The organism is Candidatus Phyllobacterium onerii (assembly GCF_028331445.1).
Taxonomy (GTDB): Bacteria; Pseudomonadota; Alphaproteobacteria; order Rhizobiales; family Rhizobiaceae; genus Phyllobacterium; species Phyllobacterium onerii.
This window is the reverse complement of record NZ_JAQMHX010000016.1, coordinates 42,432-56,785: the sequence shown is the minus strand read 5'-3', so window position 1 is coordinate 56,785 and position 14,354 is coordinate 42,432. Positions and strand designations below refer to the sequence as shown.

The window sequence follows — 14,354 nt, the reverse complement described above, 5'->3', positions numbered from 1 at the left end:
AACTAATGGGTTATGAAATGCTGATGATCGACAGTCGCATCAAGTTTCGCCATCTTCAAACTTTTCTGGAAGTCGCACGTCAGAAGAGCGTGATGAAGGCGGCAGCTATCCTTCATATCAGTCAACCGGCCGTCACCAAAACAATCCGTGAAATGGAAAGCGAGCTTGGGGTTGCCGTATTCGAACGCGACGGCCGCGGCATCAGGATCACGCGCTATGGAGAGGTGTTCCTGCGCCATGCCGGCGCCGCCATCACGGCACTGCGCCAAGGCATTGATTCCGTTTCCAATGAAAGGTCGAGAGAGGGCGTCCCCATCCGCATTGGCGCTTTACCGACTGTGTCGACCCGCGTGATGCCGCATGCCATCAGTTTGTTTTTGAAAGAGGAAACACAAAGTCGCATCAAGATTGTTACGGGCGAAAACGCGGTCCTGTTGGAGCAGCTTCGCCTCGGCGATCTCGATCTCGTTGTTGGCCGCCTTGCAGCTCCCGAGAAAATGACGGGGTTCTCCTTCGAACATCTCTATTCCGAGCAGGTGGTTTTCGTCGTCGGTGCCAGCCATCCGCTCTTGAATTCACAAGAGGATATCTTTTCGCGTCTCGCCGAATTTCCGATTCTCATGCCAACCAGGGCATCTATTATCCGCCCCTTCGTCGACCGCTTTCTCATCGCTAATGGGGTAGCCACCCTGCCTACCCAGATCGAGACGGTTTCCGATGCATTCGGCCGCGCCTTTGTTCGCTCCAGCAAGGCGGTTTGGATTATCTCATCGGGCGTTGTCGCCGATGATGTCGACGATGGGAGTTTGGCGCTTTTGCCCATAGACACAAGCGAAACGCGCGGACCGGTAGGTCTCACGATGCGTGCTGATATAACGCCGTCACTGCCGCTGATGATCTTGATGCAGACTATCCGCGAAGCAGCAGTAGAAGCATCCACTACCTAGACCAACAAGCCCGCTAGCGTATCGCGCGTTGATTGCATCACCGGTAGATAGGTTGTGACCATTTCATCAACAGTAACCCTCGGTGCCTGCGCACCGACGTTAAGTGCGGCAATGGTGGTGCCCCGCATATTGCGCACAGGGATGGCAATCGAACAGAGACCAATCTCCAATTCCTGATCGATGACGGCATATCCCTGCTCGCGTATTAGTTGCAGTTCAGCCATCAAGTCAGCAATCGTCGTTTTTGTATTCGGCGTATTCGCTTTGCGGTTGCTATTCTCCAGAATACGCTTCGCATCGCCTTCATTCATTGCGGCGAGCAAGACTCGCCCCATCGACGAGCAATAGGCGGGCAGGCGGCTTCCGGGATTGAGATTGATCGACATTACCCGCTTATGCGATGCCCGGGCGATATAGACGATCTCATTACCATCGAGGACGGAAGCCGATGCGCTTTCGCCGGTCTTTTCGGACAGTTGATCGAGAAAAGGCTGCAGCAAGCGGGGCAAGGGAGTCGCTGTGAGATAGGAATGGCCCAGCCGGAGTATTCGCGGCGATAGCGAGAAGAATTTACCGTCATAGTCGGCATAGCCGAGTTGTGCCAAGGTCAAGAGACAACGCCGGGCGGTCGCACGTTCGAGGCCGGTGATCCTTGAGATATCCGTGATTGAAAGACGCGGATTTGCCGCGTCGAATGCCTCGATTACCGAGAGGCCCTTGGCAAAACCACTGATGAAGTCTGTTTCTCGCATGCTCGACCTTAGCACGCTTTGTGCGGTATACGAACAAAAATCAAATAACGCACAAAAGATTTGACCTTCCAACCAATGAAGCACTAATCAACAGATGAGAAATTCGGGACAGGGAGAGAAATGTGGCGCGGATTTGCACGCTTTCCGAAGCGATTGAAGAGAATGTCAGGGGCGGCGATTCCATTGCGATGGAAGGCTTCACGCACCTGATTCCCTATGCGGCTGGCCATGAAATCATCCGGCAGGATCGCAAGGAACTTTTTCTCATCCGGATGACGCCAGACCTGATTTACGATCAGTTGATCGGCGTCGGAGCGGCACGTGGTATGAAATTCTCCTGGGGCGGCAATCCGGGTGTTGGCTCGTTGCACCGTTTTCGCGACGCAGTCGAAAACCAATGGCCACGCCCGCTTGAGATTGAGGAGCATTCGCACGCCGCCATGGCAAACGCCTATGAGGCCGGGGCAGCAAACCTGCCATTCGCCATGCTCCGCGGCTATATCGGCGCGGATCTTGCGAAGGTTAACCCGAATATCAGATCAATTACCTGCCCGTTCACCGGCGAAGTCCTTGCAGCGGTGCCGTCAATTCGACCTGACGTGTCCATTATCCACGCCCAGCGCGCAGACCGCAAAGGCAATGTGCTGATCGAAGGCATCTCGGGCGTCCAAAAAGAAGCTGTGCTTGCGGCCAAGCGCTCGATCGTCACGGTCGAAGCAATCGTCGACGAACTCAATCCGCCGTCCCCCAACGCAGTGGTTCTGCCAACATGGGCCGTCAGCTCCGTTGTTCATGTGCCAGGTGGTGCGTTTCCGTCCTATGCGCACGGCTATTATCCGCGCTCCAACGCTTTTTACATTGCCTGGGACAAGATCGCCCGTGACCGCGATAGTTTCACAGCCTGGATCAAGGAGCATGTGCGTGACGGAAAGCCTGAAGATTTCGCCCGCCATGTAGGTAAGCGTTCTGCCAGAGCAGCGTAAGGAGTATCGTCATGTCGATTGAATTTACACCAACAGAGATGATGACAATCGCTGCAGCCCGTGCTTTGACCAATGATGACGTGTGTTTCGTCGGCATCGGTGCGCCATCGGCAGCCTGCAATGTTGCAAGGCTTACTCACGCGCCGGATATCACACTAATCTACGAAAGCGGCACGATCGGTACCAAACCTGACGTTCTGCCGCTTTCGATCGGCGATGGCGAACTGTGCGATACCGCCTTGTGCACGGTATCCGTGCCGGAGATGTTCCGCTACTGGTTACAGGGCGGACGCATTACGACAGGCTTTCTCGGCGGCGCGCAGATTGACCGGTTCGCCAATCTGAATACGACCGTTGTCGGCGACTATGACAAGCCGAAAGTACGCCTGCCGGGTGGGGGCGGTGCACCCGAAATCGCCAGCAATTGCGGCCAGATCTATATAACCATGGCGCTCAACAAGCGTGGTTTTGTCGACCATCTCGACTTCATCACGTCGATGGGGCACGGAGAGGGCGGCGATCATCGGGCGCGGCTTGGGATGAAGACCAAAGGTCCGACACGCGTTATCACTGATCTGTGCATATTCGAGCCCGACCCCGCAACCAAGGAATTGACGGTTGTTTCGATCCATCCGGGTGTAAGCCGTGCGACGATCGAAGAGAATTGTGGTTGGCCGGTCCGCTTTGCCGAGACAGTCGCGGAAACTCCGGTGCCGACGACAGCCGAAATCTCCGTGCTCCGCGACATCAACGCCCGCACCAAGAAAGCACATGAGGCTGCCTGATGACCGAAGTTTACATCTGCGATTATATACGCACGCCCATTGGCCGCTTTGGCGGAGCCCTGGCTTCCGTTCGCGCCGATGATCTTGGCGCAATTCCGTTAAAGGCACTGATCGAACGCAATAAAGGTGTCGATTGGGAAGCCATCGACGAAGTGATTTACGGTTGCGCCAACCAGGCTGGCGACGACAATCGCAATGTGGCGCGCATGGCGCTGCTGCTCGCCGGACTTCCCATGAGCGTACCCGGAACAACCATGAACCGCCTGTGTGGCTCGGGTATGGATGCCGTCATCACTGCCGCCCGTGCGATCAAGGCCGGCGAAATCGAACTTGCGATCGCCGGCGGTGTCGAATCTATGTCTCGTGCCCCTTTCGTAATGCCGAAAGCGGAGAGTGCATTCTCGCGCCACGCGGAAATCCATGACACGACGATCGGTTGGCGTTTCATCAATCCACTGATGCAGCAAGAATATGGCGTCGATTCAATGCCAGAGACTGGCGAGAACGTTGCCGAGGACTTCAATGTATCGCGTGCCGATCAGGATGCCTTTGCCGTGCGATCACAGCAAAAGGCGGGGGCGGCGATGGCGAATGGACGTCTTGCCCGCGAAATCACGCCAGTCTCGATCCCGCAGCGAAAAGGCGATGCAATCGTTGTTGATCGGGACGAACACCCGCGTCCCCAAACCACAATCGAGCAACTGGCGAAACTGCCGACGCCGTTCCGCAAAGGCGGATCGGTTACAGCGGGCAATGCATCGGGCGTCAACGACGGCGCGGCGGCCCTGATCGTCGCTTCCGAAGCCGCCGCGAAGAAATACGGCCTGACGCCGATTGCGCGTATCGCCGGCGGCGCAACTGCTGGCGTACCGCCTCGCATCATGGGTGTCGGGCCGATCGCAGCCTCGGTGAAGCTCTGTGCCCGGCTTGGCATTTCGCCGAAAGATTTCGATATCATCGAACTCAACGAGGCCTTTGCCTCCCAGGGACTCGCGACACTTCGGGCGCTTGGCATTGCCGATGATGCCGAGTTCGTCAATCCGAATGGCGGCGCTATAGCGCTGGGTCATCCACTTGGCATGAGCGGTGCCCGCATCACAGGCACCGCCGCGCTGGAACTCAATCTGCGTGGCGCGAAACGTGCACTTGCCACTATGTGCATTGGTGTCGGGCAAGGGATTGCCGTCGCACTCGAGGGGGTTTGATTACGCAGATTTGGCTGTACTGGCCTGGCGCGTTTCTTGTGCACGCAGCCGCGCCAGCGTCTTCTCGGCCCATTGCCAATCCGGCGCAAGTTCGGTGCTTCGAACTGCAGCGTCGATAGCCTTGTCGCGTTGCCCGTTCACCTCGTAGAGTTGCGATCTCAGCATGTAGACTTCCGCGCGCTCGCGTGCATGGAAGAGTGTTTCGAGCAGGCGATCTGTGGCAATCAGACCCTGTTCCGGATTGGTCTTGCTGCGAACGCGAAGATTGGAAAGTTTCAGCAGCGGCCAGGTCCATTCGGGCTTCGCATCGGATGCACGCACAAACGCTTCGGCAGCATCTTCGATATTGTTCAAAGCTTCATGGCAGCGCCCGAGCAACTGCCAGGCATCGGACGAATCCGGCCGGCGGGCAATGTATTCGCGCAAAGCGTCAGTGCAGGGCTCGTATTTCTGTTGTCGGAACACGACCTGCGCGAGCTGATAATTCCACCAATCGACGCTTCGATCGAGTTCGATCGCTTTGCGCAATTGCGCTTCAGCCTCTTCAGGTTGTTCAAGCCGCATCAGGGTCAGGGCCAGTTGATGCCGCGAGCGTGCATCCCATGGCTCAGAGTTGACTGCGCGCTCCGCGTAGATACGCGCCTCATCGAGCTTCTCACCAAGCCGGGACAATTCGACCGAGACTATGTGCTGTGCCTCAGGATTATCCGGATGTTGGTTCTTCAGCTCCGCAACAAGAACGGGAGGGACGGCTTTGCCGCTATGTGCGGACAACAGGGCCTGGTAGACAGCGCGAACCGGTAAGATGGCAGGTTCGATGCTGGCCGCTTGTTGTGTCGCAAAAGCCAAATCTTCCTTCGACAGAAGCTTTAGCTTGGTACGAACCACCGAAGCGTAGGTGAAGCGCGGCGTATCGACGGGTGGCTCGATCAAGAAGCGTTCGACGAATTGCGACAGGACAACATCCGGCTGATAGGCTTCGATCAACTCGCGATCAAATGATTTGCCGTAGACATAGACGAGCGTGCTGAAACTCTCCTTGAGGAAAGGCAACAGGTTACCGCCAAAGGAATCGCCGAACATCACGCAGCATGGGAGCGTCGTGTCCTTGTTGACAAAAACCCTGATCCTTCCGCGGTTCGGAATGCGGTTGTCGAAGGCGAGGCGACCAGCGGCGCCTTCGATGCGGGCAGACAAAGTTGGCGCCGAGACAGGTGGTTCGAACTTGATACCCAGATCACCGATATAGGGGACCTCTTCAAAAGCCACGCGTGAGCCTTCGACCCGCAGCGGTTCGATGCCACTATTCGAAAGGCCTGCGCAAAAGGCCTGATAGCCTATATAGGCCCCAAATCCGCTCCAATGCGTATCGCTTTTCGGATAGGTTAACCCTTGCATTTTTGCCGCGCGGATAGCCTCAAGAGGATAAATGATTTTCCGTGCGCGTTGCGGGCCAAGGGCAGCCATGATCTGGTGGATGGGGCGTTGTTCGGCAATTTCCACCCAGTCGGGAAGTTGTTCTGAATAGACGAGCTCCTTGTTCGGAGCCACGAACATCAGATGTTGAGCACCGACCGAAGCTACATATTGATCGCGTTCGAGGATCAATTTTTTCCAGGCGTCGATGCCCGGCTGATCCAGCAGATGACGGCCAGTGATCTGGTCGATAACGCGATTTGAATCATGGTCGAGAAAAATCCAGCCATCTTTGCCCAGGAGATATTTCTTGCTTTTGTCAGCGCGTGACGTGGAAACGAAATCATCACTCATGAGCACCTCCAGAGTGGCACGTCCTGCCACTCGCTGTTTTGGAATACGCGAATGCTTTTCACCAAGGTCGCCGCGCCATCCACATCGCCGTCGTCTTTACCAGCGAAGGACGCGACCGCGTTGCTGAAGAGAAGCTGCGCAGGCGTGTGCGCGAAGGTGTTTCCGACCTCGTAGATTTTCCGGTCATCAAAGAAGAACTGAAACCGGTCCTTGCTCCACAACATGCCGTAGCGATGGAAGGCATCGGCCAGTTTCAAGCGCGGGCGGTAAGTCTTGGATAAAACCTGCCTGTCAGGTAGCCAGCGACGCGCTGTCACTTGAACCAGATTGGGATACTTGGCTTCTGCCACGTCGAGCTCAAAGCGGGTATCGCCTTCACTCTCGCGCACCGAGGTCAGCCAGAACGCGTTGTTGACGCCGGGCTCATTGGCGATCTTCATTTCGCACTCGAAATAACCGTAGCATTGGCGAACATCGCGCGTTCGCACGTATCCGCCGCTGAACGGTCGCTTGTCACTTAACTTGCCTGTGTTGCGGCCAAGTTTCAATGAAAGCCCGGCGCCCGAAATTGCAACATTCCCGGGTATCCGAACGCTCCTTGTCTCTCCACCGCTGTCATTAACCTTGATCCAGCGTTGATCGAAGCCGGCATTGTCGGTGAAATCGTCATTGAACGAGAGTTGCCATTTGCCTCGCGTGCGTTGGAGCGGAACGGGAATATCCGAGCAAAGCGCGTGAGCAAGTGCAGGCCGCGCCAGCAATCCAGCCGAAGCAATCCCCAAGCCCGCAAGACTCAGGAAGGAACGTCGGCTGAATTGCGCGCGGCCGTGCCTCATACCGCGGCCTTGGCTGGAGCTTCCTTGAGGCTGCGCAGGCTGGTTTCGAGATTCCAGGCGCGGTTGCGCAAGGTTTCCACCTCTCCGGTCATGAAGTCGATCTCGCTGCGGAACCATGCCACGGCTTCGTGGATATTGTGCGGAACCTGCACCAGATTGGGTACTGAGAGCGGCTTGTCCGCAGGTGCAGCCACAGGCTTTGGCAGCACGTGGTTCAGCTTGTTCTCGGTCAGGAAGCGATGGTACTCGGCATAGTTCAAGCGATAAATATGCTGGACTTTGGAGAAGTCCGCCTTCTCAAGCATTTTCTCGAGATTGATCGGCAGATAGTCCTCGATCTCGATCGATGGAATTGCAAACAGCGAGGACAATTCCCGAATACGCGAATCATAGGTGAAGAATACCGCCGGAATTCCCTGATGCAGGGCTATAACATTGCCGTGCAGCCGGAAACCAACCATCACATCCACGTTTGCAGCTGCGTCGGCCGCCCATTCTTCGATATCGAAAAAGGCGCTCATACGATTGTTGAGCATCTCTTCCGCTTCAGCGTGCCCAAGCAGATTGAACTTGGTGAGGATGGCCTTGATGTTGTCTTGCTTCTCCTTGCCGGAGGAGAAAATGGCCAGTGTCTCTTCGCGTTCGCCCTGCGAGTAGAGTTTGCTCGAAGGACGCTTGGCGACTGCATCGATCAACGCGCGCTGCATCCGGTTGGTCTTGGTCGCGTTGCTGGCGTAGTCAGCAGAAAGATATTTGTTCAGTGTCAAGCCGACCCGGGCAGTTGCCGGATCGATGGATTTGATCGTGATCGAGGGGCGCAAGGAACGGTAAAAGCTCGGGCAGCCGATCACCCGCACATTCTTGATGCCGAGATCGTTGAATATCTCCGCGCTGTAGAAGCCACGAACGCCAATCGTCTCGCATTTGTCGGCGATGACCTTCCACGCCTCGACGGTACCTTTCGGCACGTTGAGCTTCTTGTACTTGCCGGCTTGTGCGCCGACGCCGATGGCGACGACCGGGCCTTTCAGCTTCTTGAGCAATGGCACGACATGGGCGAGATCGACGGTTTCCGTCAGATAGTTCGAACCGCGAACGACGGTAGCGTCATAAGTTCCGTCTTGCGGCCAGAGCTTTTCGTTGCCAGCGTGCGAGAATTGCACGTTCTTGATATCGTCATAGGCGAGGGCCTTGAGTGTGGCATCATAAACGAGAACGTCGCCTGTGTTGATGCCACCCTTGTTGAAGGCCGCGAGCGGGTCCTCAAACTTCAAATAGGCGGATTTGTTGCCAGGCTTGACCGCGGCGCCACCATTCAGAACAAAAAGTTTCTTCATCGTTAGTTCCTCAAATTATGCGTGTGGGCTGATCCGGCAGCAGCGATCTGCAGCGGCCTGATTTCGGAAATTTCGTCACGCTGCTTTGGCGCTGCCTCGCGCGGAAATCGTTCGAAAGATGGTATCCGCTCGGGCGTAGTTGGCGCTGTCTGTTCTACAAGCTTCAGGGTCGTCTCCACCGGGAGGGTGGGAAGCCGGTCAGGGAACCATGACTTCAACTGGTTCACCAACGGTTCGACACTGTGTTCCCACATGAGGGAACCGCCGCGCTCTGCAGCTGCTTCAGAGAGGCGGCGTAATGCAGCGGGATCTTCTGACAATGCCATGATGATTTCGGTCAATTCCCGGCTGATAACGTTGTCGTCCGTCGACTCGATCAACAGACCATCGACACCGTGGTCGATGAGTTCGCCGACCGCGCCGACTGACGTTGCGATCGGCACGCAACCCAGCCGTTGAGCCTCGATAATGGTCAAGGGTGCACCTTCCCAGCGCGACGGCAACACGACCACGTCGGCCCAGGCGAAGGCTTTGTTCAGATGCCGGCTCGAAAAGACTGGCGGTTCAACGTGAACACCTATTCCAACGAAACGTTCTTTCCACGAACCTCCGGCACCAGCGTCCATGACATCGCTGCCAATGATTTTCCAATCGATCGGGGCAGAGCGCTGGCGCAGGTCGCGAACGGAAGCGAACAATCGCTCGATACCTTTTTGAGCATCGAGCCGTCCTAGGAAAAGAACATTGAGTCTGTCCCGCTGCGGCCTGTTGCGGCGCGCTGCGAGGATAACTTCCTGTTCCTTGGAGGAAAGCGCATAACTTGCGGCATTTTGAATGTGCACGAGTTTGGCATCCGGGACGCCCATGCCATGCAACCACTCAGCCATGTCCCTGGAACAGGTCAGGATGGTGTCGTAGACATGCTCGAAGGCGAGAGTGAGGTACGGATGGCCTGCATCGCGTCCCATTTTCGATTTATCGAGCACGTGAACATAGTTCAGCACCTTCATGCCGCGGCGGCGAAGTTCACCGAGCATGGAATTGACCGGGGCCGCCTGATTGTTGATCACCACATCCAGCCCGGCAAGAAAGCCCATGATCAGCTCGGCTTTCGCGGCCTCATCATGGCCCATCAACAAATCATGCCCGGCAAACTGATTGGGACCGCCCCAGAGCGGGTAATCATCTGCGAGGAAGTTAACTGTCTTGAACACGCCATCGTTTTCGGGAATGCGATTATAAACCGGCTTGCCAAGCAGGAAGAGGTGGACTTCACAGCCTGCATTCTTCAACGCCTGTGCCACAGCATAGGCGACTTTTTCGACACCGCCGAAACTGCCAATGGGCAAAAGGAATCCGACACGCAGCGGATTGGACGCATGAGCGAGTCTTGGCATCACCGGTCTTGCGCCCACAGCATGCCGCAGCAATTCGAAATAGCGGCTGCGATTGGGGAAATAGACGGAACGCCAGAGCCAGCGGTTTTTAGACTGCAATCGATAGCCTGAATCGCGCAGCGCCCCCAATGTAGCGAGAAGGGCGTTGGTTGGAGACAGGGCAGTACTTTGCATTTCTCTCGACGTGAATGGCCCGCTGATCACGATTTCGATCACATTGGGACTTGGAACCGGTTTGTGCAGTGAGCGCGCCCAGTCGTCGGATGCATCATCTGCGCAGGTTGAGAAGATATCGAATGTACACATCCAGCCAAAAGGCTTGTCAGCAAGGGGTTCCGCATCGCTGATCTTGCGTATGTCAATGCCGACCTTAGCGTTGTTCCGCTCGAAGCGAATGGCGACGAAATGGTGTTTTTGAGCAATCCGCTCGCCTAGCCATAGCAAATTGTGGATCAAGCCCAGTCGGTTCAGAGCCTCTCTGTGTGCCGCAGTCATCCATAATAGAAACGGCGGAACACCAAAGGTTTCCGGTTCAGCCTTCGCAGCCCAGAAACGCGTGACAAAATCTTCCAGACTGCATTTGGCATGCTCGACTGTCGGATCGGTGAACAAATCCACCGCATACGTACCCATACCGATCGCAGCATAGCGCGGCGTTTCCTCGTGTTCCCAGGCAAGCAGGGTTTCGGCGGCAAAGAGTTTCTTATGCTTCTGCCGGATGTAGGTCAAAATGCCTTCTCGCGTGCGATTTGAATCGCGCAACATGCTCTCGGCGCGCTGTCGGTATTCGAAGCCGAAGAAAGGATAGTTCGCACCAAGGAAGCCACGTCCGATCGCCTGCAGCCAGAAGTCCCAGTCCTCAAAACCAGCCTTCATGCTCTCATCGAAACGCACGCCGGCATCGAGCATACGCCGCGAAACCAAACTGCCGGCTTCGCATATATTATCGAAGGTCAGGTGCAGCAGGCGCGAATACTGCGTTGTGTAGTTTCCATTCCACTCGATGCCGAACTTGTCGATATTCGGATAAATCCAGTCGACTTTGTCGTCCGACTTCATGAAATTGAGAATGTCACGGATCGCCGTGGGCGTAATGCGGTTGTCGGCATCGAGAAAATAGACGGCTTCGAGATCCGGGAAATTGCGGAGAGCAAACTCGATACCGTAGTTGCGGGCTGAACTCAGCCCTCCATTGGCCTTGCGGAGGTAAAAGACGTTTGGATGAGCCAGCGCATAAGTCCGTCCGATTTCGCCGGTTTCCGGATAGGGACAGCCGTCATCGATGATCACTGCTGCGATGTCGAAAGGCGCTTCCTGCGCCAAAACGGATTCGACAGCTTCGGCGAGAAGCACAGAGTGCTTGTAGGCCGGAATGAGCACGGCGACCCTAGTGGGCGGTGGACCATCCGGGCCGATATCGGACGGCAATCGCGTGCTGATTTGCTCTCGGAGACGTTTGATCTGGTCCAGCATGAAATTATCCATTGACCATGAGACTGATGTTACGGAATTTCGCCCAAGCGAAAGCGTTGTCTCCCGGATTGTCCTTCATTCGGGTCGCGATGTAGATGTTCTGCCACACGCCGACCTGTTCAGTGATGAAGGCGTTGAGCCGTGGCCCTTCACCCGGCGCAACACTGGTCCAACCTGAAAATCCTTCTCCGGTGCCGGGTGACCGTTGCTCATCGAATAGCTGACGGGCAGTTCGAATGTCGCTCGCAATTACTAGCGCAAAATCGACATCCTTCGATTCTTCATTATCGATGACTGCACTGGACGAGATGCGCAGGATATTGGGCGGGCAAGCTGCCGGTATATGGCCGATCGTTATACCGGCTGATGGCGGATGGCAGCCGATGGCCCTTTCCTCGGGCAGAGGGAGAATGGCTGCGAAGTCGAATGAAATCTCGTCCGTATTGGACAGGTCCGCCAGTTCGAGAATGCCGGTTGCCATCGGCATTTCCCGAAAGCCGCCGTCTCTTGCGTCTTGGGATTGAGCCTGCAAATAGTTCGCCCAACTCGGAAGCAGAACACCTGGCATTCCGCACCAGATCTGCATGGCAAGGCTGTTCTTCAGCAGCGGCGCGTCGTTTGCAGCATCTCTGACCTGAAACATGTCGAGCGGCTGAAGTCCGCCAAGCGACAACAGCGGCATTTCATCGTCCATGCCCTCGATACGAAGGCGCAGGCTCAGCGTCCGCCGCAAGCCGGCAAGCGTTCGAGAGAGGCCCAGATAGTTCCAGCCCTGCCCAAGTTTTGAAAGCGGCAACACCCAGCTCTCTACAACACACATGTCTTCCAACGTCACCAGTTGGGCATGCAGAGTGGTATCGTCACGATGCATCAGACGTTCGAAATGGATGGCAATGGCACTCACGCCTGCGCTGGCGACTGGAAGGATTTGCGATACCCCTTCGAATGAAGCATCGGCCAGAACGTTGGAACGCGAGGAACTGCTGACCGGCTCGTTTGAGAAGGCGAGATCGAAGGGTTGCAACCCCTGCCTGTCGACAAAACTCTCGACAGCAGCAAACCTGTTCTGAAGATTGTCATTCAAAGTGCGCAAGGCAAGCAATTCGCGATTTGACTGCGTGATTTTCCTCGCTTCGAACACCACTAGGCTCGCGAGCTTCTGGATAATCAAACCTGCCGTCTCAATCTCCCGCCCGGCATGCCATTCAAAAACAGTTGGTTCGTCGACTACACCACGGCTTTTCAACCAGTCCAGTAGTCGCTTTTCCCGGCCCCGATGAACGGGATTGATGAGCACAGCCAGAGTGCACAAGGGCGCCTCATGCATCTCGAATTTCCTGCCGGACGAATCCGACAACATAGCGGCGTCATCCTTGACACCTTCGAAGCCCAGGATTTTTATGGCTTTCGACAGGCCTTCGGGCAGCTCGTCATGGTCAATGCCCATGCGAAGCAGGATCGGTTCCTTCAACAAATCTATTTCTCTCAAAGATTTCGCAACCGGCGAAAGCTTGTACGAAGTCTGAACCGTCATTTCCCTCATCCTTGACCAACCACAGGCGCCGAACCGTGTCTCTATACAAATAGAATGGCAGATTGATGAAGCTTGTCACATAAATATATTGCAGCGCAACACTAAAGTATTCGATTGTGTGAGTTTTTATTCTTCGCGTAACTTACAATCATTGTGAATGTAATTTATTTCAAAATTCAAAGTATTTGCCGACTTATTGCATGTTACTGTAGCAGCGCCGGCGTTTTGAACATCGCCGCTGCTATCCTCATGGAAATGGCTAGACGGCAATGCGCTTTTCCGACTCGTCATCGGCTCTCATCGATTGCAGTTTTCGTTCCCAGGCAAGAGCATCCCCAACGATCAGATCAAGATTGGCACGCTTGGGTGAGAAACCAAATTCGTTGCGGACGCGATCGTTGCCAGCCACCAAAATAGCTGGATCGCCGGCACGCCGAGGCGCCATGCGCACCGAAAAATCGACGCCCGATACACGTTTGACCGCGTCGATGATCTCAAGCACCGAGTAGCCATAACCATATCCGCAATTGGCAGCGGTGCTCTTGCCGCCAGCTTCCAGGTAATTCAGCGCGCAGAGATGCGCCTGCGCCAGATCGCTGACGTGGATATAATCGCGGATGCAGGTTCCGTCGGCTGTCGGGTAGTCGGTACCGTAGACCTCGATATGAGAGCGTTCGCCCGTTGCAGCCTGGCTGGCGATCTTGATCAGATGGGTTGCGCGCGGAAACGACTGTCCGGAACGCAGTTGCGGATCGGCGCCGGCCACGTTGAAATAGCGCAGCGCAACATAGTTGAAATCCGGATGAGCGGCTGCCGCGTCGCGCAACATCCACTCCGTCATCAGTTTTGACGTGCCATAGGGCGAAATCGGTTGATGCGGCATTTCTTCGGTGATTGGCGTCTTCTCGGGCTCGCCATAGACGGCGGCCGTGGACGAAAAAATGAAATGCTCGATACCTTCGGCGATGGCCGTCTCGATCAACGCGCGCGACTGCACTGTGTTGTTGCGGTAATAGAAAAGCGGATCGCGCACGGAATCCGGCACAACGATAGAGCCAGCAAAATGCAGGATCGCGGTCACAGCGTACGTGCGGATCACATCGCGCACGAGCGCCTGATCGCCGACATCGCCCGCGATGAACGGGACGTCTTCTGGCACCAACCAGGAAAAACCGCAGCTCAGATCATCGAGCACGACAACGGATCTTCCCGCGTCTTTCAACGCAAGCACCATGTGGCTGCCTATATAGCCAGCACCACCTGTAACAAGAACAGTCATTGGGGAAACTCCTGGAATTCTGCTTGAGGGATTGTTTGTAAGCACCTGGCTTCTGC

At 55.7% G+C, this 14,354-nt stretch carries 11 protein-coding genes; 4 read left to right on the top strand and 7 right to left on the bottom strand.

The window, feature by feature from the left end; genetic code table 11:
- Positions 1-23 precede the first annotated feature (23 nt).
- Positions 24-947: a pca operon transcription factor PcaQ gene (gene pcaQ / locus PHA01_RS25035; protein WP_271898997.1), complete on the top strand. Its 924-nt coding sequence runs from the start codon at positions 24-26 to the stop codon at positions 945-947.
- On the opposite strand, the gene PHA01_RS25030 is transcribed toward pcaQ, so the two are convergent.
- Positions 944-1,699, bottom strand: a complete 756-nt coding sequence (locus PHA01_RS25030) for an IclR family transcriptional regulator (RefSeq protein ID WP_271898996.1) — start codon at positions 1,697-1,699, stop codon at positions 944-946. The genes pcaQ and PHA01_RS25030 overlap by 4 nt on opposite strands.
- Positions 1,700-1,821: 122 nt before the next feature.
- On the opposite strand from PHA01_RS25030, the gene PHA01_RS25025 reads away from it, so the two are divergent.
- From PHA01_RS25025 to pcaF, 3 genes are read left to right on the top strand one after another with little or no spacing between them, the layout of a single operon-like run.
- Positions 1,822-2,682 carry a CoA transferase subunit A gene (locus PHA01_RS25025; RefSeq protein WP_271898995.1) on the top strand — a complete coding sequence of 287 codons (861 nt, stop codon included), beginning with the start codon at positions 1,822-1,824 and terminating at the stop codon, positions 2,680-2,682.
- 11 nt (positions 2,683-2,693) lie between these two features.
- Positions 2,694-3,467, top strand: a complete 774-nt coding sequence (locus PHA01_RS25020; RefSeq protein WP_271898994.1) for a CoA-transferase subunit beta — start codon at positions 2,694-2,696, stop codon at positions 3,465-3,467.
- Entirely contained in the window at positions 3,467-4,672 is a 1,206-nt protein-coding gene (pcaF, locus tag PHA01_RS25015; RefSeq protein WP_271898993.1) for a 3-oxoadipyl-CoA thiolase, read from the top strand. The genes PHA01_RS25020 and pcaF overlap by 1 nt, the downstream gene beginning before the upstream one ends.
- On the opposite strand, the gene PHA01_RS25010 is transcribed toward pcaF, so the two are convergent.
- The 6 genes from PHA01_RS25010 to galE all read right to left on the bottom strand — a co-directional run bounded on the left by PHA01_RS25010 (position 4,673) and on the right by galE (position 14,298).
- Positions 4,673-6,442, bottom strand: a complete 1,770-nt coding sequence (locus PHA01_RS25010; RefSeq protein ID WP_271898992.1) for an alginate O-acetyltransferase AlgX-related protein — start codon at positions 6,440-6,442, stop codon at positions 4,673-4,675.
- Entirely contained in the window at positions 6,439-7,278 is an 840-nt protein-coding gene (locus tag PHA01_RS25005; RefSeq protein ID WP_271898991.1) for a glycoside hydrolase family 16 protein, read from the bottom strand. Before PHA01_RS25005 ends, PHA01_RS25010 begins: the two co-directional genes overlap by 4 nt.
- Positions 7,275-8,615 carry a polysaccharide pyruvyl transferase family protein gene (locus PHA01_RS25000; RefSeq protein ID WP_114430622.1) on the bottom strand — a complete coding sequence of 447 codons (1,341 nt, stop codon included), beginning with the start codon at positions 8,613-8,615 and terminating at the stop codon, positions 7,275-7,277. Before PHA01_RS25000 ends, PHA01_RS25005 begins: the two co-directional genes overlap by 4 nt.
- Positions 8,616-8,617: 2 nt before the next feature.
- Complete coding sequence (locus PHA01_RS24995) at positions 8,618-11,485, bottom strand: glycosyltransferase (protein ID WP_271898990.1); 2,868 nt, start codon at positions 11,483-11,485, stop codon at positions 8,618-8,620.
- A gap of 4 nt (positions 11,486-11,489) precedes the next feature.
- Positions 11,490-13,019 (bottom strand): DUF6212 domain-containing protein, encoded by a 1,530-nt coding sequence (locus PHA01_RS24990; protein ID WP_271898989.1) that lies wholly within the window; start codon positions 13,017-13,019, stop codon positions 11,490-11,492.
- 259 nt (positions 13,020-13,278) lie between these two features.
- Positions 13,279-14,298, bottom strand: coding sequence for a UDP-glucose 4-epimerase GalE (gene galE / locus PHA01_RS24985; protein ID WP_271898988.1), 1,020 nt, complete (start codon positions 14,296-14,298; stop codon positions 13,279-13,281).
- Between the last annotated feature and the right edge of the window lie 56 nt (positions 14,299-14,354).

Coding starts and splice junctions, on each gene's coding strand:
- galE (WP_271898988.1), bottom strand. CDS start 14,298: ATGACTGTTCTTGTTACAGGTGGTGCTGGCTATATAGGCAGCCACATG.
- PHA01_RS25005 (WP_271898991.1), bottom strand. CDS start 7,278: ATGAGGCACGGCCGCGCGCAATTCAGCCGACGTTCCTTCCTGAGTCTT.
- PHA01_RS25010 (WP_271898992.1), bottom strand. CDS start 6,442: ATGAGTGATGATTTCGTTTCCACGTCACGCGCTGACAAAAGCAAGAAA.
- PHA01_RS25030 (WP_271898996.1), bottom strand. CDS start 1,699: ATGCGAGAAACAGACTTCATCAGTGGTTTTGCCAAGGGCCTCTCGGTA.
- pcaQ (WP_271898997.1), top strand. CDS start 24: ATGATCGACAGTCGCATCAAGTTTCGCCATCTTCAAACTTTTCTGGAA.
- PHA01_RS25000 (WP_114430622.1), bottom strand. CDS start 8,615: ATGAAGAAACTTTTTGTTCTGAATGGTGGCGCCGCGGTCAAGCCTGGC.
- PHA01_RS25020 (WP_271898994.1), top strand. CDS start 2,694: ATGTCGATTGAATTTACACCAACAGAGATGATGACAATCGCTGCAGCC.
- pcaF (WP_271898993.1), top strand. CDS start 3,467: ATGACCGAAGTTTACATCTGCGATTATATACGCACGCCCATTGGCCGC.
- PHA01_RS24995 (WP_271898990.1), bottom strand. CDS start 11,485: ATGCTGGACCAGATCAAACGTCTCCGAGAGCAAATCAGCACGCGATTG.
- PHA01_RS24990 (WP_271898989.1), bottom strand. CDS start 13,019: ATGACGGTTCAGACTTCGTACAAGCTTTCGCCGGTTGCGAAATCTTTG.